At 57.0% G+C, this 21,256-nt stretch carries 20 protein-coding genes and 1 pseudogene; 9 read left to right on the top strand and 12 right to left on the bottom strand.

Going from position 1 to position 21,256, the window contains the following annotated elements; genetic code table 11:
* Nucleotides 1–26: 26 nt before the first annotated feature.
* Nucleotides 27–887 (bottom strand): c-type cytochrome, encoded by an 861-nt coding sequence (locus ASE26_RS17830; protein WP_162259184.1) that lies wholly within the window; start codon nucleotides 885–887, stop codon nucleotides 27–29.
* Nucleotides 888–1,046: 159 nt separating this feature from the next.
* A complete protein-coding gene (locus ASE26_RS17825) occupies nucleotides 1,047–2,045 on the bottom strand; it encodes an alpha/beta fold hydrolase (RefSeq protein ID WP_057246653.1) in 999 nt (332 codons plus the stop codon).
* 388 nt (nucleotides 2,046–2,433) lie between these two features.
* On the opposite strand from ASE26_RS17825, the gene ASE26_RS30710 reads away from it, so the two are divergent.
* Nucleotides 2,434–3,057 carry a hypothetical protein gene (locus tag ASE26_RS30710; RefSeq protein WP_156397956.1) on the top strand — a complete coding sequence of 208 codons (624 nt, stop codon included), beginning with the start codon at nucleotides 2,434–2,436 and terminating at the stop codon, nucleotides 3,055–3,057.
* A gap of 1,586 nt (nucleotides 3,058–4,643) precedes the next feature.
* Here the strand turns inward: ASE26_RS30710 and ASE26_RS17820 are convergent.
* Together ASE26_RS17820 and ASE26_RS17815 are read right to left on the bottom strand one after the other, a co-directional pair.
* Entirely contained in the window at nucleotides 4,644–5,060 is a 417-nt protein-coding gene (locus ASE26_RS17820; protein WP_055928882.1) for a hypothetical protein, read from the bottom strand.
* Complete coding sequence (locus ASE26_RS17815; protein ID WP_057246652.1) at nucleotides 5,057–5,371, bottom strand: autorepressor SdpR family transcription factor; 315 nt, start codon at nucleotides 5,369–5,371, stop codon at nucleotides 5,057–5,059. The genes ASE26_RS17820 and ASE26_RS17815 overlap by 4 nt, the downstream gene beginning before the upstream one ends.
* Before the next feature lie 1,154 nt (nucleotides 5,372–6,525).
* Between ASE26_RS17815 and ASE26_RS17810 the strand changes: the two are divergent.
* The 3 genes and pseudogenes from ASE26_RS17810 to ASE26_RS17800 all read left to right on the top strand — a co-directional run.
* Nucleotides 6,526–7,094, top strand: a pseudogene (locus tag ASE26_RS17810) (transposase); the annotation flags it as partial.
* 207 nt (nucleotides 7,095–7,301) lie between these two features.
* Complete coding sequence (locus tag ASE26_RS17805) at nucleotides 7,302–7,541, top strand: hypothetical protein (protein ID WP_055928876.1); 240 nt, start codon at nucleotides 7,302–7,304, stop codon at nucleotides 7,539–7,541.
* An 858-nt stretch (nucleotides 7,542–8,399) separates the two neighbouring features.
* On the top strand, nucleotides 8,400–8,717 hold the full coding sequence (locus ASE26_RS17800) for a response regulator (protein WP_055928873.1): 318 nt from the start codon (nucleotides 8,400–8,402) through the stop codon (nucleotides 8,715–8,717).
* A gap of 241 nt (nucleotides 8,718–8,958) precedes the next feature.
* Here ASE26_RS17800 and ASE26_RS17795 read toward each other — a convergent pair whose 3' ends face one another.
* The 6 genes from ASE26_RS17795 to ASE26_RS17770 all read right to left on the bottom strand — a co-directional run bounded on the left by ASE26_RS17795 (nucleotide 8,959) and on the right by ASE26_RS17770 (nucleotide 15,010).
* A complete protein-coding gene (locus tag ASE26_RS17795) occupies nucleotides 8,959–9,189 on the bottom strand; it encodes a hypothetical protein (RefSeq protein ID WP_156397955.1) in 231 nt (76 codons plus the stop codon).
* Nucleotides 9,190–9,751: 562 nt separating this feature from the next.
* Nucleotides 9,752–10,936, bottom strand: a complete 1,185-nt coding sequence (locus tag ASE26_RS17790) for a fatty acid desaturase (RefSeq protein ID WP_057246651.1) — start codon at nucleotides 10,934–10,936, stop codon at nucleotides 9,752–9,754.
* 26 nt (nucleotides 10,937–10,962) lie between these two features.
* Nucleotides 10,963–11,601 (bottom strand): hypothetical protein, encoded by a 639-nt coding sequence (locus tag ASE26_RS17785; RefSeq protein ID WP_055928861.1) that lies wholly within the window; start codon nucleotides 11,599–11,601, stop codon nucleotides 10,963–10,965.
* A gap of 349 nt (nucleotides 11,602–11,950) precedes the next feature.
* Nucleotides 11,951–12,268 carry a hypothetical protein gene (locus tag ASE26_RS17780; RefSeq protein WP_055928857.1) on the bottom strand — a complete coding sequence of 106 codons (318 nt, stop codon included), beginning with the start codon at nucleotides 12,266–12,268 and terminating at the stop codon, nucleotides 11,951–11,953.
* A 22-nt stretch (nucleotides 12,269–12,290) separates the two neighbouring features.
* Nucleotides 12,291–12,557 (bottom strand): hypothetical protein, encoded by a 267-nt coding sequence (locus ASE26_RS17775; RefSeq protein WP_055928854.1) that lies wholly within the window; start codon nucleotides 12,555–12,557, stop codon nucleotides 12,291–12,293.
* Nucleotides 12,558–13,498: 941 nt separating this feature from the next.
* Complete coding sequence (locus ASE26_RS17770; protein WP_082591399.1) at nucleotides 13,499–15,010, bottom strand: sodium:proton antiporter; 1,512 nt, start codon at nucleotides 15,008–15,010, stop codon at nucleotides 13,499–13,501.
* 683 nt (nucleotides 15,011–15,693) lie between these two features.
* On the opposite strand from ASE26_RS17770, the gene ASE26_RS17765 reads away from it, so the two are divergent.
* The 3 genes from ASE26_RS17765 to ASE26_RS17755 all read left to right on the top strand — a co-directional run bounded on the left by ASE26_RS17765 (nucleotide 15,694) and on the right by ASE26_RS17755 (nucleotide 17,053).
* Nucleotides 15,694–15,963: a hypothetical protein gene (locus tag ASE26_RS17765; protein ID WP_055928848.1), complete on the top strand. Its 270-nt coding sequence runs from the start codon at nucleotides 15,694–15,696 to the stop codon at nucleotides 15,961–15,963.
* A gap of 409 nt (nucleotides 15,964–16,372) precedes the next feature.
* Nucleotides 16,373–16,681, top strand: coding sequence for a hypothetical protein (locus ASE26_RS17760; protein WP_055928845.1), 309 nt, complete (start codon nucleotides 16,373–16,375; stop codon nucleotides 16,679–16,681).
* Between the two features lie 159 nt (nucleotides 16,682–16,840).
* Entirely contained in the window at nucleotides 16,841–17,053 is a 213-nt protein-coding gene (locus ASE26_RS17755; RefSeq protein WP_055928843.1) for a hypothetical protein, read from the top strand.
* A 75-nt stretch (nucleotides 17,054–17,128) separates the two neighbouring features.
* Here the strand turns inward: ASE26_RS17755 and ASE26_RS17750 are convergent, their stop codons facing one another.
* Nucleotides 17,129–18,268: a GGDEF domain-containing protein gene (locus ASE26_RS17750; protein WP_055928840.1), complete on the bottom strand. Its 1,140-nt coding sequence runs from the start codon at nucleotides 18,266–18,268 to the stop codon at nucleotides 17,129–17,131.
* 469 nt (nucleotides 18,269–18,737) lie between these two features.
* Here ASE26_RS17750 and ASE26_RS17745 point away from each other — a divergent pair, with 469 nt between their 5' ends.
* The gene (locus tag ASE26_RS17745; protein WP_055928837.1) at nucleotides 18,738–18,947 is read left to right on the top strand and encodes a cold-shock protein; all 210 of its coding nucleotides are present in this window, start codon (nucleotides 18,738–18,740) and stop codon (nucleotides 18,945–18,947) included.
* 742 nt (nucleotides 18,948–19,689) lie between these two features.
* Nucleotides 19,690–19,878 (top strand): hypothetical protein, encoded by a 189-nt coding sequence (locus ASE26_RS32085; protein ID WP_156397952.1) that lies wholly within the window; start codon nucleotides 19,690–19,692, stop codon nucleotides 19,876–19,878.
* Between the two features lie 220 nt (nucleotides 19,879–20,098).
* On the opposite strand, the gene ASE26_RS17735 is transcribed toward ASE26_RS32085, so the two are convergent.
* On the bottom strand, nucleotides 20,099–21,142 hold the full coding sequence (locus ASE26_RS17735; protein WP_057246650.1) for an RNB domain-containing ribonuclease: 1,044 nt from the start codon (nucleotides 21,140–21,142) through the stop codon (nucleotides 20,099–20,101).
* Nucleotides 21,143–21,256: the final 114 nt, after the last annotated feature.

The following is a 21,256-nucleotide window of genomic DNA, read 5'->3' as shown; positions in this document are numbered from 1 at the left end:
CCTCCATATTCTCAGGTTGTGTCGGGTCACTTGCGGTCTTCGGAATGGGTTCTGAGCAGCGCTAGCGACTTCAGGCGCTCAGCGGAAGACCCAGGTAGGGTTTGCATCAACTCTTCATCGGGAAGCGTAGCGGCTGCCTTCAACCAAAGATCGGCGGCAGTCGGGTCAAGCTTGGCAGCGAGGGGTAGCTCCATACGTGGCCTGAGCGAAAGCACATAAAACGAAACCGCCCACAACTCATCCTCCGCCAAGGAGGAAAAACTCGGCATTGCGGTGTTTTGAACGCCCAGTTTGACGGAGGTGAAGACGGACAACGGCGACATGGGCGCCATGCGCGCAGAGTCGTGAAAATTCATTGGCTTTGAAGCCAGCGTCTGCGCCGCGCTGCCTCGGCCATCGCCCACTGCGCCATGGCAGGACGCGCAGTTCGCAGTGAAGATCTGTTTACCCTGCGCCAGGCTGGGCCAATTGCGCGGTGCAATCGCGGTGCCGGCTGCCACATAGATAGCATCACGCGCTTTCAATGCCTGCTTCTTGATGGCCTCGGGCGACGCTTTTTCCTTGATCAACTCAATGAGGCTGGCAATTTCCCCACGAATGGCAGGCTGTGACTTGATTGCTGTTACCTGGTCACTGACTTCCAGCGCGGAGCCACTGACGACGAGTTGTTCCACGTATTCATCTTCATCAATGACTTTTCCGTTCGATACGGCGAGCGCATAGTCGCGGGAGACATAATCGAGCATCTGCGCAACGAAATCGGCTGTGTATGCAGGCCGAATGCCTTCCTGGGCCGACGTGTTATTCACCACACCCACGTATAGCAGCGAGGCCGAGATCGCAATGGACGTGAGTGCGAAAGATGCAGTCGAATTTTTTTCGATCATAGACGTGTATGGAAAAAAAGCAGGAAACCGGAGACAGTACCGATACAACATGACATCTCAATTACAACACTAGCATGAGTTCAATGCCTTGCATGTGGGGCCGTCTAAAAAGGACGCACTTGTGTTGCAGCGATGAGATGGATGAAAGCCCTGGACCAGCTATTCCCGCCCCGCCAGGTCATGCATGAACTGGTTGAATTTGCCCGGCTCCTCAAAAGGGATGAAGTGACCCGAGCGCTCAAACATGACAAGGGCCTTGTGCGGCGCATCGATCTGTTCAAAGTATTTTTGCGCTACTTCCCAAGGTGCGTTGTAATCATATCGGCCAAGCAGGAAGTAGACGGGAATCTTGAACGTGCGTGCAGTGCTCGGCAGATCAAGGGCAAGCAATTCGGGCCAAAGGTTCATCAGCGATAGCGCCTCGCCTTTATCGCCCCGGGCATCGCGATACAGCGCCGCTTCCTCGGTGTGGACCCCGCCGAACATTTTCTTGTAATTCATGTCGCCATAAAACACCCCGCCGTAGCGGAGCAACCAGTTGCGTTGTGCCTTCAGGTCATTCACGCCTTGACGGTCGGCAGACGGATAGTGAACCTGCATGCGCTCCAGTTCACGAATGGCCTTGGCGTTGTTGTCCTTTCGCGCCTTGTCGAGAACATAGGCCATCGAAACCTTTTCGTTCTCCACCATATTGGCCACTTGGCCGACACCAACATAGGCATGAAAGTCTTCCGGATAATCGCGCGCCAGGAGAGTTCCAAGCACCGTTCCCCAAGAGTGGCCAAGCAAGTAGATCTTGTTGCGGCCAAAGCGTTGCTTCAGCTGGGTCACCAGCTCGTGCGCATCGGATTCAATCTGGCTGATTCGCAGTGTTGAAGCAGGCATCTTCGGGTCATATGAGAGGCCCGCTCCGCGCTGGTCCCAGTTCACAACGACAAAGTCACGCTCAAGATCGCGGTTATAGCTCCGGAACAGGAGGAGTTCGGAGAAGCCGGGACCGCCATGCAGGATCAGCAGGATAGGCTTGCTGACGTCCTGTCCGTGGATTCCGATCGATTGCTGCACACCTCCAAGCATGACCTTTTCCATTAACGCGATACCGTTTGCAGAAGTCCAGTTGGCCAACAGCAGCCCAATCAGAAGAAAAATCGCACGCATGACTCTCCCTGGAAAAGGAATCGAACCAGCGCATGCTAACGGACCCATTCTTGACCTTCAAGCGGCTATCTGACCAACGGATGAATTCGCGGGTCGACCGCTTACATTGAGGTCGAGGCATCGCGTACGCCCCTGAAGCACGCGCGATGCGCACCTCGTTCACCAAGACGACCGCGAACCCCTTTTTCGGGAGAACCGTGTTGACGTTCTTCTTCGCTCGTCAATTGCCAACATACCGCCGCTGAGAGCGACCGCAGTGTGTCCTGCAAGCGTCAGAACGCCACAACATTCCCCTCGCGAAAAAATAGAAACTTCGCAATAAATTTCCCTCGGAAACTGATTTGGGCTTGATAATTATCAAACAAATATCGATTAAAAGGGGGCTGCCATGCGATTCGTCCGCTTTTCGTTAATTCTTCCCGTGCTGTTAAGTCTTGGTGGCACAAGCTGGGCAGCTACATCAGCATTTACTACCGCAATCGCAAGTGCGGACCAAAAAATCGAAGCATCACGGACCCAGCTTGCCAAAGTGCTCGCAGGCGTCGCTCACAAAACTGCACTGACCGATGATGAACATACTTCGATCGAGCGAGAAATTATTAGGTTTTACATGGAAGTGCAGCAAGGCTGTGCCCTTCGATTGGCAGAGTTACAGACAAAGCGCATAGACGGCACTGAGCGGCAGGCAAATCTTAACGCATGGGGCGCGCTTGTTACCTTAATCGGCGGTGTGACTGCATATGCACCAGCAAAGGCTGTACTCATGGGGGTCGGGATTTCTTCAGGAAACAATTCAACTTCCGTTTTGGGCGGCGTTGCCAACAGTATTTCAAGCGAAGTCACGCTGACACAGAGCCAGATCGAGGAATTGCGCCGAGGTTACCTTGATGCAATAGGAAAGTATGAACGCATTCGGCCTGAAAACGATGGAAAAGGTACGGATCGTGGCAATGCACTGATCAGCGCTTCCGCAGCGTGCGTAGGCCTATCTCGCGCAGCACCAACACCGTAAAACAGGGAGAAAATGTGAGAACAATAGCCGCCGCCAGCATACTGTGCCCCCCTTCTTGCGTTTGGTCAGACATCAGCCATGGAAGAAGTGCCTAGGGCCCGTGACGATTTTCCGCTTTACTTACAGCCCTATGAACCTAGCTATGTCATTTAGTTGGCGATAAGCGCCTAAAGACCGATTCATGGAATGTCAGCGCCACATGGCATTTGTATAAACAACTTGCTCTGTACGCTCGCTACCACCGAGGCCCCATGTTCACCCTCTCCAACTATACCGAACCACAACGCTCGTTCGGCATTGGACTTAAGTTTGTACCGTTTGTACGTTCAACTGGAACAGAGCAGCTGATGAGGTAAAACAGTTCGCAACTCATGTGCGGCTCCGCGTGGGATTTTCTGCATCGAGCACTGCTCTACTCCGATTGTGTTCCATTTCTCCGGCATAGAAACTCACGCAAATGCACATGGCGACTGGCTATTAGTGCGCTACCGTACAGACATTACAGTACCGTCCGGTCCAGACTGGCATCATTGTGGCTGAAACTCAACCAACCAGGCTTGCCACAACCCCGCACAAAGGGGGACCTATGCGTAAATTATTCACCATATTGGTGATGGCGGCGTTGAACCTGGCGCCGGCTTACACGAATGCAAGCGTCAACATTTCCATTCAAGTAGTCCAATATCCGGTCTTGCAGCGCATTCCTGGGTACCCGGTTTACTACGCACCGCGATTGCATGCCAATTACTTCTTCTACGATGGCCTGTATTGGGTCTACGTTGACGACGCGTGGTACACCAGCCCATGGTTCGATGGGCCCTGGGACGTGGTCGCCATCGACACAGTGCCACTCTTCGTGCTGCGCATTCCCGTGCGCTATTACCGCTATCCGCCTGTGATATTCAGGAGCTGGGCGATAGATGCGCCCCCCCGTTGGGACAGGGTATGGGGCCCCGACTGGGCGCATCGACACTCCAATTGGCAGCGATGGAATCGCACGGCGGCTCCTGCCCCGGCTCCTCTGCCCCGGTATCAGCAACGCTTCACACGGGCGAACTACCCAACTGATGAGCAACGGCGAGAACTAGCCCAGCAGCATTACCGCTACAAGCCACATGACGCGCAAGCGCGCCAGACCTGGCAGAACCATGTGGGCGATCGCACGCCACGTCGGCCACCGGATCAAGCTCACATTGCACGCCAATCAGAACCACAGTACGTGCGTCCGGCCCCACGCGAGCATTCAAAACCAGACCGGCAATCACCGCCTCACGATGCTCCGGTAGCAAGGTATGAAAGACCGCCTGAGAGGGTCGAAGCGCCACTTAATGAAGCAGCCCAGCGCCGAGGTCACGCAGACGTGCGCGAGTTCGCCCGTAACACGGAGCCCAGGCACGAAGGTCGAGCAGACAAACCCAACAAGCCAGGTAAGCCAGACAAGGAAGAAGGCCACGATTCAGGCAAACACCATTAGCCCGAATCACCGACAGGGGACTGAACCGGCGCATCGGTGAGCCCGACTACCATGAACGGCCCAAGCGCCATCCCTTGGGATTTGATGCAAGTCCCGATGAGTTCAGCCAAGCCTAAGCGCCGCCTTGCCTGGCGCTGCGGTGCATCCAGGCGCAGTGCGCAGCGATGCCTGCCACAACGAAGACGCCCGGCGCCAGCAAGCAAATGGCCAGCGCGCCGGCGATCGAGATCGGTGCTAGCGCGTACGCGAGCGTATAACCCACGCCGCCCAGCACCAACACCCAGCCGCCGAAGCGGCGAAGGGTTTGCTCGCGTATCGGATCGCAGGACAGGCGCGCCAGCGGCACCAACCTTTTGGGAATCGCGTTCGCAGAGACGAGCACTACCGAGCCCATCAGCAGGCCCATCAGTCGCACGGCTGTCTCGGCGCTAACAAGGTGGCTCTGCCGGATCTGATTGAGCACCGAGGCTGCCAGCAGGAAGATCGCAGCGATCAACAATGAACGACGAATCGGATGGTCCATGATCATGATTTCTCCTTTTTTTGCCTATGGTCGGTTGTGATCGGCATCTCGGGCGTGACCTGTAACCCGAAAGTCTGTGCAAAACCCATGAGCGCCTCCTCGAGAACCGACATCTTCAGTCGGTACATGATCGTGCGTCCACTCTTCTCCGCCTCAATCAGGTCCGCTGCCACCAGCACGGCGAAGTGCGCCGACATGGTCGGCTTCGACACATTGAAGGCATCGGCCAGGGTGCCTGCGCTCATCGGTCCGGCACGCAGCATCTGCAGCACTTGGCGGCGAGTGGGATCGGCGAGCGCTTTGAAGATCGAAGTCATGATTGATTGTTAGCTAAACATCGAATTATTTCCAGGACTTTTTTGCGTGGACGGTCGACGCCCTGTCTGGACGCCACTACCATGATCGACAAGAAGATATCTTGGCGCTGCCGGCTCCTGACCGATAATCCGGCTCAATGCGCTACCAGGTCGGCGCCACGCGGCCGATCAACGGCCACGATGGCAAAAGATTCCCGACTGAAGATATCGATGATCGTCAGCAGTCGTGCCATGGCGCCCTCTCCCAATTGGTCGGATTGTGTACCCAGAAGTGGTGTATGAGATGCGAAGCTGCAAGACCTTAACCTCAAATCGAATCAACAACGACTCTGAATTCAACCGCAGCCATTTCGGCGGGCGTGCGACGAATCATCATAATCGAGCATCCCATGAAGGCAAAACAAAAAAGGCCTGCGACATAAATTCGCAAGCCTTTGATTTGTTCAATGAATTCTGGTGGGAAGTGCAAGTTTCGAACTTGCGACCCCTGCAGTGTGAAGGCCTAGTTGCGAGCCAGCAAGAGCTGTCGTGAGACACCTTTCATAGTGAGACGGCGCATCTCGTGTCTCCCAACAGATCCGAAGAATTCCCACCATACTCCGTACCGACTCCGTACTTGCCTGCAGAATTTTCTTCTGCGTCGCCACGCGCGATCGGATTGGCCGTGATTTCGAATAGTGCTAGTTTAAGGCTTTGCACTGTAGGTGTGCATTATGGGTGAGAGGGTCTACACTGTCTCTGGCCGTGATCGACTGAAGCCACGACGCGAACCATACTGGCATAGAGGGTTGCACGTTGGCTTCCGAAAAATGACGTCCGACTCTGCCGGCACCTGGCAAGTTCGCGTGCTCGAAAATGGCGAGAAGCGGGAAGTGTCGCTCGGACGGTTGGAAGAGTTTCGACCAAGCGACAGGTTTGGCCAAGCGGTGCTTGCCGCACAAGCTGTAATAGTTCAAGGGCAACCAGCTTCACCGCCCGCCCCGCCTATCACCGACGCTACTGAGGACGAGCCGGGATCAGGCCAAAAATGACTGCGCAGGAGCTTGTAACGCTTATCTACACTGGCGCGCAGCTTGTAGCCGAAATGGCTCTTGCCGTGTTTTTTTCGTCCGCCCCCTGTGCCAATATAACTTGAGGCACCTAGAGGAACGTGCTTCCACTTGTATGTCATCCTCAATATCTTCAGCCGCTATGTGGTTGGCCGGATGGTGGCCGAGCAGGAAACCGCTGAACTGGCCGAGCAGCTTATTGCCGACACGGCCGCCAAGGAATGCATCGAACCTGGAGCGCTGACCTTACACGCCGACCGAGGCAGCAGCATGCGCTCCAAGCCGGTGGCTACGTTATTGAACGACCTGGGCATCGCTAAGTCGCACAGCAGGCCTTACGTCTCCGACGACAATCCCTATTCGGAGGCGCAGTTTAAAACCATGAAGTATCAACCGGGTTTCCTGGCCCGCTTTGGTTCGCTGGCAGACGCGCGCGCTCACTGCGCCATGTTCTTCACTTGGTATAACCAGCAGCATCGGCATGATGACGCCAGAGAGTGTCCACACGGGCCGTGCCGCTGAAGTGCGTCAGCAACGACAAGCTACGCTGGCAGATGCCTCAGCGCACACCAAACCGTTTTAAACACCGTATGCCGCAGCCTCAGAAGCTTCCAGCGGCAGCCTGGATCAACCCGCCAACCATGGAGAAAAGCTGCCTGAAACCAGAGACTTAGACTCTCACCGATTCAATCAGGTGTTTCAAATTCATTGACACGCTCCGCCGGCGTCAACAGTAGGCAACCCATACAACGAAATGTTGCTAGAATGAATTTGAGGGCACAAAGCCGGGGCGCCACCCTGCAACGTCGCGGTATTACTGCTCCCGCCGCGAAGCGCCATCGTCAAAATATTAACTTGGTCTAACTCAGTGAGGCATGCAAATGGACTTGGATCCGTCTGAGCCGCTACCTGTAAAGGAACTCGCCGAGGACTTTCTGGCGCGCACCCTTCCCCCCAAAGGCTACGAAGCGCACCTGATCGTGCGTGCCAAAGATTTTTATTACTTCAAGCACCTGGACAATCTACAGGATGGCGATGAAATCGCCTTTTACGACGGCGACATGCGTGATGTCCTCCTGCCAGACGATCCGCGCGTAACGGAATTTCTGGAGAAGCTCTAAACCTGCGGCTGACTGCTTGATCGCTGAATCAATCATCTGCCGCGACCGGTCCGTTACGACGCGATGCCGCTGGCGGACGGTCGGCAGCACGCGGCTTCAGCCTGGTTCGCCGCATGCACAGTGCAGCGAATAGGCGCTTCATCTCGTCCGTATCACTGCCCTTCCGGCCATAGCATTTGTCTGGGAAAGCCACATCCGTGTTGATCACCGTCTTTCTGGCGCGTGCATTACCCGACAGGAGTCGCTGTATGACTTGCGATGGAACCCGTTCACTTATGAGATATGTCAACGCGTAGCTCCACCCGCAATCATCAGCCAGCGTCAGAGCATCATCAATAACCTGAGTTAAACCATCAAGCGACCGTCGGTCTTCAATTACCAATCTGGATCCCATTCCGCGCTCCTTATTTGTTCCCGGCTCTGGTTCGAATGGAAAATGGACTACCTGTTTGAAGATGAAAATCTAACATGCCTAACCTCATCCCGGCATTGGAGTTTCCTATGTGCAGCTAACGGCTAATGCGTTTCATCCATGAGCCGTCGCCAAGGTACAATTTCAGCCATAACGTTCAGCAATCGGTCGTGACCAAGAATCGAAGCTCTCGCAGAATCTCCATTGGAATCAAACCGGCAGCCGCGCTGCCGCAGGCGTAAACCTCGCGCAAGTCTTGTCATGGCACCACTAATGCCGAGCCGGCACCGCTATTTCGTCATTGATCGGTTGTTGCGAGAATGTCGTCCTAAATTGAAAGTATCAACTCAAATGGGAGACAGAAATGTTCAAGCATCTTCTACTTCCGACCGATGGCCCCTCTCTAGCCCATCGCGAAGGAGTCACGATGGCACAGGGAGAGAGTCATGCATCAAATCAAAGCCCGTGTGCTGCTGGTTGACGACAACAAGGACGCCGTCGACATGGTTTCCCAGTTTCTAAGTATCCTTCACATCGACAACAAGGTAGCCTATGACGGCGCTTCAGCGGTTGCCTTGCTGGCTGACTGGCCTGCGGATATCGTGTTCCTCGACATCCAAATGCCTGAAATGGATGGCTATGAAACCGCGGTTGCCATGCATGCCCTTCCCCAATGCGTTGAACTTCCCATAGTTGCATGGACCGGCTGGGATGGTCCCGGCAGTCAAGAAGCGATGGCACACGCACACATGGTATCCGCCTAACGTAGCCCGTAGCAATGGAAGAATTGCTGGCGCTGGTGTCCCACTTTGGAGGCAGAGCCTCGACACGTTAGATGTCGCATGGCGGCACCTCCCGACGCACCTCTTTCACCCGGAAGCAGCGCTACGCCCCCCCCATCCACGCATGATCGGCAACACCGGTAGGCGCAGAAAGCTGCGTTAGCGCGGAGAGCATTGACCAGCGCCGCGCCGCGCAACCTGGTCGATTCGCGCCGGAGGGATCTCAAGCAGGCAATTCGATTCCGAGCACATCGTCGATGCGTTCCTTGGCCTGGTGTAGGCCGAGCACACTCGCCGAGCGCATCGTCCAGGCGATCACCGTGACCTGATATTGCATCGACATTGGCTCACCGAACTTCCTGATGCGCAATTGGCAGTACCACTTTACGCTAGGCTTTCCCAACGTCGCCCTGACTGTCGAACATTCAATTTCGTACCCGCGATAGCGTCGCATGTCCGACTCCTTCGTGACGTCGCACCTCATTGCTGCAAAACTTCTGCCGCTCATCGAACGCCACGCTCGCACTATCGGAAACCAGCGCCCCTGCACACAGCGCGGCTGCCATGCGACTGCCACATGGGATGAATGCGTCCGTCACCCCACACGATGCGCGCCAGATCAGCGTGGCTTGGAATCGTTCCTTGGAAGCCGGAAGGCTGCGGCAACTGCCTCGCCAAGGCGTCGCTAGTCCGGCGCGATCCGGCGCAAAACATCGCATCAACGTGTGGCAGTCCCGGAGGGCGACCGGGACTTCGCACCTGAGCGTTCCTGCATTTCAGCCTGCCTGCGTTCACGCGTGCTTCGGACCTTTATCCGTTTTTCCCACCAGCCGTAGTCTGACAAGGTTTCCTTTGCCACTTCCACGCACCGCTCGTAGTCGGAGGAGAGCCGGGTGCATGGCGGGACCGGTGGTTCAATTCCCTGGGCGATGCAATAGCGTACAGCGTCCTCCAGGTCTCCTTCGTTGAGCAATTCCCGGCACGCCGTTGAGTGGAGCAATGCAAGATTCATGTCACTATCCATAACTCGCCAATTGCCGGGCAAATCGCTGCAAGGGGCGCGGACCGGAGCGCTCGGCATCCACGCACCAGTTTTGCAAGACCGTCAGGAGTTCTTCCTGCGTTGCCGGCGAACGTTCCCATAACTTCTCCAGCGCCTGCCGCGCCACATGCATGGTATTGAGTCGTGCACTGTGTACGATCACCAGTTCCAGCGCCACCTTTTGCGCTCCCGTGAGCCGGCAAGGTGCGCGCCGCAGCAAACGCTTCGTCTGGGCCAACGCCTCGTGGGGACTCAACTGCGCCAGTCCCGTGCGTTCATTCCGAAACACGTCCAGGGTCAGGACTGTCAGCTCGCGCATCAGAATCGCACGATTGCCCAGGACCAGCTTCAAGGTCGCCGGTGTCGGCACGAACTGTCCCGCGCATCGCATCAGTCGCTGTGGCGGCCGCCGTAGCGTTGCCAGGCGCAACCACCGCAACAAGCTGATATAGGCCCAGCCGATATCGAGTTCGAACCAGCGAACCGAGAATTTTGCAGAGGTTGGAAAAGTGTGATGATTGTTGTGCAGCTCTTCTCCGCCAATGAGCAGGCCAACCGGAACGATGTTGGTGGCGGCTTCCTTGCAGTCATAATTGCGATAGCCGGCATAGTGGCCCAGACCGTTGACAACGCCGGCTGCCAGGAACGGAATCCACATCATCTGGCAAGCCCATAGCGTCAGGCCTCGCGCTCCAAACAAGACGAGTTCGATCAGAAGCAGCAAGCCGACGCCTTGCCACGTGTAGCGGCCGTATATCCGTCGTTCCAGCCAGTCGGCCGGTCCACCACCGCCGTATCGATCCACCAGCCCAGGACCGCATGTCGCGTCCCGGTACAGTTCGGCCCCGCGCCACAGAACCTGGTTGATCCCGACCACCACTGGGCTGTGCGGATCCTTCTCGCTTTCACAATGGGCGTGATGGCAGCGATGCACCGCCACCCACTCGCGCGTCACCATCCCTGTCGTCAGCCATAGCCAGAAGCGGAAGCAATGGGCCACGAGCGGGCGCAATGGCAGCGAGCGATGCGTCTGGCACCGGTGCAAGTAGACCGTCACCGCGACGATCGTCACATGCGTCGTCATCAGCCCGATCAGCAGCAGCTTCCACCAGCTCAACGCGAGCAGTCCTTCGGCCAGCCATTGCAGATACTGCTCCATACCGGCGCTCCTTCGCGACCAAGGCCTTACAAGTTCGGATGTTCTGCGGCAAACGCGACCGCGTCACACAGTTGACCGTATCGATAGCCACCATAGAGGAAGTGGCCCTCGATATAGTCGATACCATGCAGTCTCATCGTGCTTTCGTCTTCGTCGCTGGGGCGATATGCGCCCATCCAGCTCGGTTGGAACGCCTCGTCGTGCGAGAAGTCAACCTTGGCGTGCTCCGCGACCGCATAGCGCAAGGCATCCTGGAACACGTCGTAGCGGTGCTGTCGGAATGCATAACGCTTCCCATCGAACGAGATCTCATATTGCGCAGCCAGGCTTTCATCGGACTCCTGGCGCGCATCTGTATTGCGCGCACTTTCCATGATCTTTCTCCCACAGCTATCCGGGATCCCATTCATTATCTGGACCTGACGCCGGGCCTTCGCCATCGCATCGGTATTGGCGTCTTCACAGGATTCGAATGCGTCCTCCGGAAAAACAATCGATCGCGTCATCTTATCCGGCCACTGAAGGCTCGTGCAATCCGCTGTCGGCGCCCTATGTTTGAGGATGGCGGTTGACGCGAACTTCAACGAACCGTCCTGACACCTGAATTCGGCACACCTCAGCAGGATTTTCCATCCCTGGAACCACGATGTTGAATGTTGGCGCATGCCGCACTCCTTCGCTCGCGTTCAGGAACAGACTCGGAAAGGAGGAAGCGACGAGCAAGCCCACCTTTCCGGCGCGGCACTGCGTGCCAGACGCAGGTAACACACCACTGCACGTCGATGAGGGACTTTGACGCGATTGCGCCGTTAGGCTGCAATGCGGAGGAAGACCGGCACACACTGGGAATGTTGGCTGGGTACCTGTTACCTACTATACGCTGACAAGCGGCATTCACCTAACAATTTCGGCCCCTGCTGCATGCTCACGCACACAGATCACCCCCCAGTCGCCATTCTCACTCACGGTCAATTAGCCGTTCGCTCCACACAGCAGCACCCGCAGGACGCGCCCTTACGACTTTGAGTGCTTCATGGCTTCTGCCTCACGAACAGCAGTGCGTTCCTCGCGCGTGCTGATCGGGTCGCCACCGTTGTCGACCATGGCGGCAGCGCGTTCCGCGTCGGCATGTGCCCCGTCGGCTTCGGCTCTCTCACCGGGATTCTCGCAAGCTGGGGGCTCCAGCATGTCGTGCACCATGGCGCGCAGCTCTTCAACCTCCGGCCGCAATCCGCGCCTTTTCCGTTGAAGAATATAGTGTTGAATTTCAGATTCCTGTTCGGCACTCAGAGGCAGGCCGCGGAAGGAGAATTCCGGTCCAGAGTCTTTCATGACGGTTCTCCTGATTGGTGACTCACACTAAGTGTACGCCTGAACCGACGCCGGCGTCGGCCGCTTGGAGATGGTCGTCGATCCACTCTCGCCCCCATGCCTTGGCGAAGGACACCGCGTCCGCCGCTGCCCTGGCCATCCAGAGCTCATGGAATGCATACTCGTCCAATGCCTGGCCAGACTCGCGTGTAATAATGACCTGCGCAACGAAGCACGCATTACCCTGTCTGATGGGTTCGCAGTCCAGGAAGAAGCCCTTATACCGGATTGCATTGGTAATGGCCATCATCTGTCTCCAGCTCAGTAACGTTGCTATCACTAGTATGGTAGTCCCAAACGGACGAAAATGCCGGGAAACGTCATGCGAACGGGGTGCCTGTCAACAACCCCCGCCAATCAAGCCCGGCGCGCATTCACTTCCCGGGGCACCCACAATCCAAACGATGCTTCATCAGGAACGCTTACCAGCAATTCTCCGGTCAGGCAGTGGCCCGGCAATGGCATGGCGCTCGCACGTTAACCACATCGGGCGGGCGAACACCTCGCTGACCAAAGGCTGCAGCAGCCCGGCCAACTGCGCCGAGTTGTAGGCAAACCGTTCACCAAACGCGGCCCTGGCAGCGAAGGCTGCCGATATTTTCGTCGCAGTGGCATGATCGATTCGACGTGACATCCTAGCAATCTACGCCCATCACGCCGAGTGCGTCGCCAACCAGTCGCTCATTTCCAACAACTTTCCGTCATGTTCAGTAACGCTCGCATCGACCCGGGCCGGGACACGACGCTTCAATACACGAGTTGGTCCCGGTGTGCCCAGTCACAGACACGCCACATCATCCGCGGGCCGTGTTCCTTGCACGCGAGCATCGACAGCTCGACGTTTGCTGAAACGTCGGCAGCCCCTCGCTGCAGGTAGCATGATATGGTCCGACATACGCTTACGGCAGCGCAGGTCGCTTACAACCTGCTGCAATATAGAATGCCAATCGCTGGAGCATTCGCAATGTGTTAGCTTGGTAAGTTCGCAGTGCGGATCCCTTTTTGAACAACGGATTGCGTTTGCTGGATGGGTCGACTGGGGCTCATTGGTGGCGACTTCCAGATCCAAGCTGCATTCCCACTCACAGGGAGGCGTATCATGAGGAACATCTATTCTGATCGAAGGTACGACGTCCAACAGTTTCGCTATCTGAACCATGCGATCGATCTGGTGCGTACCCATGGCTGGCGCTATGCTGTCGAATACTTGCGGAACCAACACATTGACGAATCGACGTTACAACGGGTGCTCTTTGGCGAATGGCGCAGCCGTCGCGCCTCGGCAAACCATTTGATCATTGCACAGCAATTGCGCGCTCGCCACCATTGAAGCGTTGAGGCAATTCGCGCGCCGCAAACGCCGAAACGCGCCCCGCATTGGCGCCGAGTTCCAACGGCCGCTAATTTCGCTGGATGTGGCTCGTACCAAGCCATTAACGGCTGCACGGTGATCCCATGGGCGAGAATCGATGCAGCCACAGTACCCAATGTCAAACTCACCAGTTCTGGTGCGAACGCCTCGGCGACGCCGTGATTCAAGGCAAACACCAGGTAGTATATTGAGCCAATCCGCCGAATGCCGAGCCAACCGACCAGGACCAGCCCGTACCGGGACACGCCGGCACCCGCCATCCCGAGCACGACCGACGCCGGGCGCACGACCAGAAACACCAATGGTACAAACCACCACAGACTGGTGAGGCTTCCGGGCGCAGGCAACATCGCGCCAATCATCATGACCATGCCGAGTTCGGCGAACCGTTCAAGCTGCTCATTGACGCCATGGACGGCCCGCGCAATGACTGCGTTGGCGTGATGCGAGTGGGTCGCGGGATCAGCGGCGTCGTGTTCGTGCGCACCGGGAACACGGGACATCGGCATCGTTCCCGCCAACGGAAAATTGCGTGCGCGCCGCAGCGCCAGGCCGGCGAAGAATACCGACAAGAAGCCAGATGCCAAGCAACTCTGGGCTGCACCAAATGAAACGGCAATCACGCCAAGCGAGAGAAATTCATCCATACCGATCGCGCTGTGGTGCCTGGTGCGTAAATGGATGACCAGCTTCCCGAGCAGTGCGCCGATCAACGTCCCCATCAACATGCCGCAGATCGTCGACCACAAGACATCCACCAACCACCAGGACCATCCCCACTCGCCCAAATCGTGTAGTCGCATTATTCCAAGTCCCAACAATACCAACGGAAACGCCGTGCCATCATTGAGCGCACCTTCCCCTGCCAGGCTAAAACGCATGGCATCATGCTCGGCCCTGGGCCTGGACTGGATCGCCGAAGCCAATACCGGGTCGGCGGGTGCCAGAATCCCTCCAAGCAAGATGGCCACGCCAGGCGGCAACCCCATGCCATAGACCCCAATGACGGCGATCACGCCCACCGTGACCGCCATTGACAGGAAGGCCAGGCGATACGGTGCGATCCATCGGCGGTCACGAATCGGCACCTCTAGCTTCAAGCCAACAGAAAACAAGGAGATCAGCAGCGCGGCCTCAGCGACCAATTCCAACGACGCCGCTTGCGCAATCGGATCCAGGTCCAAGACGCAAAAGCCATAGGGGCTGAGCAAGACGCCAAGTCCCAGGTAGATCATCGCACCACTGAGCGGCAAGCGCACCACTAGCGTTCCGATCAGCATCAGCGCAATCAGGATCAACCCGCCCAACAACACCCACGTTGCGATCGACATAGAAGGCTCCCGTCTGCCGCGCACGTGTGCGCGACCATTCACCCGCCCGCCGCCCGCCGCCCGCCGCTACGTGACTCGTGATCGTCCGATTTTGTCAGGCAGGCATCGGCCAACTTCTCGTCCCATGCAAACCATCCGAACGCCTTGCCGGCCCTTGTCGCTGAACGTCCTCGACGTCGCAGAAAACGTTGGCGCACAAGTCCGTGACTGCGCCGACACTGCCTCGAATGACTCGGCGGCATGGCATGAGCTGCCCGCGATTCTTGACAGCACATGCCGGGGAATTGTGGAAGGGCACCGCCCCCCAAGTGCCACCAGCGAAGGAGAGTGCTGCGCATCCCTTTGCCGACGAACCGCGCCTCGCACCACTATACGCTCCCTCCCACAATGCACGTCGAACATTTCAAAACAGTGAGCGCACTAACTCCGACAACGGCGTCCTTGGAGGCTTCTGGCCTTGGTGCCTCATGTCGCCCTGCTCATGCGCCGACGCTAGCGACCAGTCGTGCCACGGAAAATGGACGATGCAACCGGACCAATCCCTACGTATAATGAATTCAGGTTCTGCGCCTCCTTGGCAATAGCCCCATGTGGACGATTCCCCCCTCGCCGCGCATGATCCCCAATACATCAGTCTCGGCTAGCGCGCCGCTGACCATTTGTCTCGACGTTAGGAGGAGTCGATGGAACACATGCTGCAGTGGAAAGCTTCATATTGCCGGTCTGATGGCAGCACCGGCAGGGTCTACATGGCGCTACCCAGTGAACCGTTGTGTAGTGACCTGGTGGACACCATTCTTCAATGGGATACCGATCACATGTACTTGCAAGCGGAGGCATGTCCAGGAACCGATCGGCTTACGCAGGCCATCGCATTCCTCGAACTCAATCACATTACAAGCGTGCATGTGAGCTCGCTTGATGATGAGATCGATTCATCTTCGGACGCCTAGTTCGCTGTCATTAGCGGTGTTAAGCCAGATGCTGTCCGCGGCCAACGGGGAACGGGATTACGCACCTGGGTGCCGCGGCACCTGGCGCGAAGCCCACCAAGTGATTGTTTTCTCGGCAGACAGATCCCGATCAAGTTTCAGCGTAAGGAGGCCCCTGGCAGGATTCCCTCGCGCATAATCGCACGAAACTTGTTGCGCGCTGCCGGAGAATGGTCACCACACGGCAGCACGTGGCGACGGCAACACATCTGCGGCAGGACGTCCCACTGTTTCTGGACCAATTACCTCACAGGTTGCGCTCGGCAACGAGGAGCATAGCCGCCCGCATGAGGCAGGCGTCGCGTACTTGAAGATCGGGCAACGGCGTTTAGGCCTATACTGAAACTGCAGGATCAAATTTGGAGGTTGTATGGAACTGATCGAAGCGGAAGACGTGGCCGAATTTCAGAGGATTTTGCGCAGCAATCGCCTCATCCGTGCAGATTTTTCTCTCAGCGCTACGGACACGACGGATCCCAAGACCGACGAGGTACCAGGATTGCAGGGCGAGTTGACCGTGCGGCGCAAATCAACGGGGCAGTCCAAACAGTACCTGATCAGTGACAGCACCTCATGGCTCGACCTGTTCCGCAATGACATCCGGGGGGGCGCATTTGTTGGTCAGGATTGCCTGCAAGTGGATTATCCGGCCGGCAGTTCGCACGAGACAGACCATTGATCGCGCTCCGTCCTTTTTTTCTGCGTTCAATGAAAGCGTCCTTGCAATGCGGAGATTCATCGCCGCATTGCAAGGACGCCCCTGTGTTGTCGTCACGCATAATTCCATAGCAATGGCTGCGCGTTGTGCGATACTTCACGCAAACGGAAGGAACGGGCAATGAACAATAATTCTGAGATCGTGCGGCGTGAAGACGTCTGGTCCGCCGCCAATGTGCAATACGGTATTCTCATGAGCGCGATCGTCGGGATTGCCGGCGCTCAGCGCTATTTGCTGTCTCGCCGCATTCCCCTCCATGTCATCGAGCGCGTTCTCAGTGCACCCATCGATGCGCGTCGCACGCCGACACGGGCCAAAGTGCCTACCGAATAGCGCGCCACAGCGGGCCCCAGCGATTAAGCAGCCCCGGATCGGGCACATTCCGCCACGTTCCTGTCGGCTGTTGTATTAGTGCGGCGCCCGTCCGCGTTGCCGCTTATGACGATACATTTCTTCATCCGCTCGCACCAGGTATTCCGAGAGCGTTTCCTCGCTGTGGATATCGCAATTGATCACGCCAATGCTCAGCGACATCGTGAGCCCCCCTTTCCTGCCTGCATTGAACTGGGCGATCTTCTCCCTGATGCGCTCGACGATGGCACGCGGCGTCGCGTTGTCAAACGTGAAGGCCGCAAACTCGTCGCCGCCAACCCGCCCCACCACGTCAGCATGCCGGAACGCGCTGTTGAAGATATACGCTGCATCGCGAATCAGTTCATCGCCGGCGGCATGGCCCTGTAGGTCATTGATCAGCTTCAATCCATCCACATCCGCAAAAATCACAGCGCACGCCAGGTCCTGCCGGCGGGCGATCAACAAGCATTGCTCCGATTTCGCGAGGAATCCCCGCCGATTCTGCAAACCGGTCAACTCATCTTGCGCAGCAAGTTCACGCGCTTCGACCTTCTCATGCTCGCTCACGCGAAGTTCCTCCATGTGGCGGGTTTGCGTCGCTGCGAAGGCATGATATTGTTCCTCCACCTCTTCTTCCCGGTGTAACTGGCCCAGGAGGGTGCTGAGACGGACACCGGCCAATTCTGCGATGCGCGGAAGAAACGCGAGCGCATGCTGCTGCACCGTTAGCTCCGGCGGTACCTGCCAACGCAGCACAATGTAGCCTCCGTTCACATCATGTGAGAACGGGGCCGCCACGTGGCTTCCGTTGTCTAACGTAAATGCTTGCAATGGCAATGGATGCGTGCCGCTTCCCACCAGCTTGCGCACCTCGCTACACATGCGGTGATTCAGTTCAAGGCAACTGCCGCCGTCCGGCATATCGAGGTAGAAGCAGCTATCACCACGATCGCTGTGACTTATAAGCAAAATGGCGTCCGGCCTCAGCCCGGGTAAGCCTTCGGCAACGGAACGCAGCGCCGCCTCTACGCTGTTTGCGCACAGCAGCGCCTTGGCGATCCACAGCAGCGACAGCAACTCACCCTTGCTTGGCTGACGGGACGTGCCCGTCTTCGCTTTCGCGGCCGTCCGAACACGCTTTCGCTTTGGCAACACTGCCTCCTGCGCTTCGGACATAATTTCGCTCTTTTCCATTGCGCGTGCACTCAACGCTACATCATTGATCGCGGCATTTGACGGCCCGCTTGCTGGCCCTGAGTCAACCATTGTAAAGGTCACGCAATGGTCTCCATGCCGCTCGTCTCGTCTCAAAACCGTCACCAGGTCATTCCTTCACCTATGCAAGCCATAACATGCGTTGCCTCTGCTTAGGTTTCTAAAGTAACACGCGCTGATCCCATGTGCCGGTTGCGCTTCCTATCATCAGCAACAACATCATAGGTTTCAACTTGGCTGCCAACTATTTACAGATAGCGCTAGGTGCAGCGTGCTAAGCCTTGTATAGTGATCTCACCGCGTATGAAGCACTGCAAATATTGCTGGTCTCCGTCCTGTCTTGCCGAACCTGGTAACTCCTGTCTGATTCCCTCGCTTGTTGACCCTGCTTGTTGGCGCGCGTCGCCGGGCATGGCCCGACTCTCTACATCTACTACGAGGTTCTATCATGACTACGCAAAGCGGTATCGTTAAATGGTTCAACGAAGCCAAAGGCTTTGGCTTTATCAGCCCAGACGCGGGCGGTCCTGACCTGTTTGTCCATTTCCAGGATATCAAAGCGACGGGATTCAAATCACTGGCAGAAAATCAGCGCGTTACTTTTGAACGCGCCCCCAGCCCCAAGGGAGAAAAGGCCACCAACGTCACGCCCGCCTGAACAAGACGACCATCCTGCAGCCGAAGCGGTGTTGGCGCGAACTGCCTTCCCAGTCGTGCAGCGTAGCATAACGCATCGGGTGAACGCTAGATCAAAAGCCTCCGCAGACACGGAAACCCATGCCCTGTAGCGCTTGCCTACACGCGGCGTGCACCATCCGGGCACGCCGCGGCCGCACCGCAAGCAAGCGTGAACCATGGTCGTCGTCGATTAGCCAACGCTGTACTTCTTGGCGAAGGCCCCCGAGCGGCAGCGATGCGTGCGGCACTTATAAGTCAGGCGAATTTCGTGACTCTGGTCCTCGGTTAATTTGCGAGCGCGCGTCATGCTATGCATTCCATTCTTCCAAGGATGTGAGCATATAGATCTGCAAACGCTGCACAGCCCAGTTGCCCGTTTCACTCTGCAAGACCGCTATTGATGACCTTGGCGCCTACTTCCTTTGCGTGCGATGTGGGTACAGGAATAAGCTAGCGAACATCGGCAGTGCTGGCGAACCGCTTAAGTTGATTCTGGTCGGCGATTGAAGCGGAAAACACGTTAAAGCGGTTTCTGTCAAGGGGAACAACATGGAACTCACGAACCCCAGGACTATATTTCTGAATGATCCTAACGGATGGCACTGGTCCTTGACGTGGATGGACGCCAACGGACAGGTCGCTCATCGCGTCGAATCCGACGAGGTTTTCGCCAGTCAAGCTGAGGCAAGAATGAACTTCAAAGAACACGCGGCGCAGCTTCGATGCAAACAATACCAGGGATAAGACAACACGTCTTTCTGACAGCTATTGGTGCAGGTCAGGCTAAGCAAGGCGATGCAGCCAACTGCTTTCAGTTGCCCATGATGCGTGAAGAAGTCGAAAACTATCTAGGACTGATCTCAGAATGCGTCTGCCGCATACTCGCGCGATTCCGCAAGAACGGTCTGTAATGCGTGACCAAGGGTGAAATTGAAATTCTCAATCAAGTAAGACTCCAACAATTGGCCGATGGCGCCAGACAGACCACATAGTCGCCATCCCCAAGGCGCGTGCTTCAACGCCCCCCCCAATCTTTACCGTAAAAAGTTGGGTCCTCGCTGGCTTTGCGCCGTGCGCGTCAGCCAGGGTATGGCCTGCGTGGAGTGCCAAGCACTTCGCCTTCATTGACGCTCATTGCGATCTTTGGAGGGAAAAGTCGATGAAACCGCGCTCCACCGAAGTTGAGATCAACTGGACTTGCAATAGCTGCCCTAGTCGCAACTCGGGAATCTCTCCAACCAGGCGCCCTTCAGCGGGCGGAGTAAAGATCTTGACCCAGACCCCGTGTGCATTGACGCCGGATACAATAGCCCGAAAATGCTGGCCGATTGCGTCGTGCAACAGCAACGCGGCCTCCGATTTGCGCATTTGCCGTTCAACCTTCCGTACGGCGTCCTCCTGACCTGTGCAATGCACTGCCAGCTCAGCCAATTCGGCAAGTGAATAAGGCGGCGGACTTCCCGCCATGACCGCCTTGACCAACCGTTGGGTCACGAGGTCCGGAAAGCGACGGTTCGGCGCCGTCGAGTGCATATAATCCTGGACTGCAAGTCCGAAGTGGCCGATCGCCTGCTCACCTGCGCGCTCGACAACATATTCCCCCGAACCCATGAGTTTAATGATCTCGAGCGAGAGATCCGGAAAGCTCACCGGTGACAGTCTACGTTGTCGGGCAAGGAATCCTTCCAGCTTGCTCCCATCGGGCTGGGCAGGCAGTTCAACGCCATAGCCGTGCGCCACCTGGACGATACGCGCCCAGCGCTCCGGCGAGCGCACCACCCGCCGCAGCGAAGCGCCGCCGTGCGCCGCCAGGAAGCGCGCTGTACAGCCATTGGTGGCGATCATGAACTCCTCGATCAATTGGCGCGCGCGATTGTGTTCTTGCAAGCGGATATCCGCGATGCGGCTCCCATCAAAAACAGCCCGTGGCTGGAAGCTCTCGAACTCCAGTGCACCTTGCGCCTGGCGTTGCGACCTGAGCAGTTGCGCCAAATGGTCCTGCATCCGCAGTTGAGCCTCTAGTCCCGCTACGGCATGCACCGCGTCAGGCACCGGTGCTCGCCCTTCCAGCCATTCCGCTATCGCATCGTAGGCCAATTGCGCCTGGTTGCAAACCCTCGCTCGATAAACGCCAGAGGCGGTCAACGTGTTGGCGCTGATTGAATCTTGACCCACCGGGGATGCGGACGTTTTCCCCCTGTGTCAGACTACTTGTCGGGTAATTCAATCGGTTTGATTGGAACCTGACCAAGGGTCTGGCGCACCGCGAAATGCAGTTGCCGCCTCGGA

This window comes from Duganella sp. Root198D2 (assembly GCF_001428585.1).
In the GTDB taxonomy this organism is placed as follows: Bacteria; Pseudomonadota; Gammaproteobacteria; order Burkholderiales; family Burkholderiaceae_D; genus Rugamonas.
Note: the sequence above shows the minus strand (reverse complement) of the source record. Positions and strands in the feature narration are given on the sequence as shown.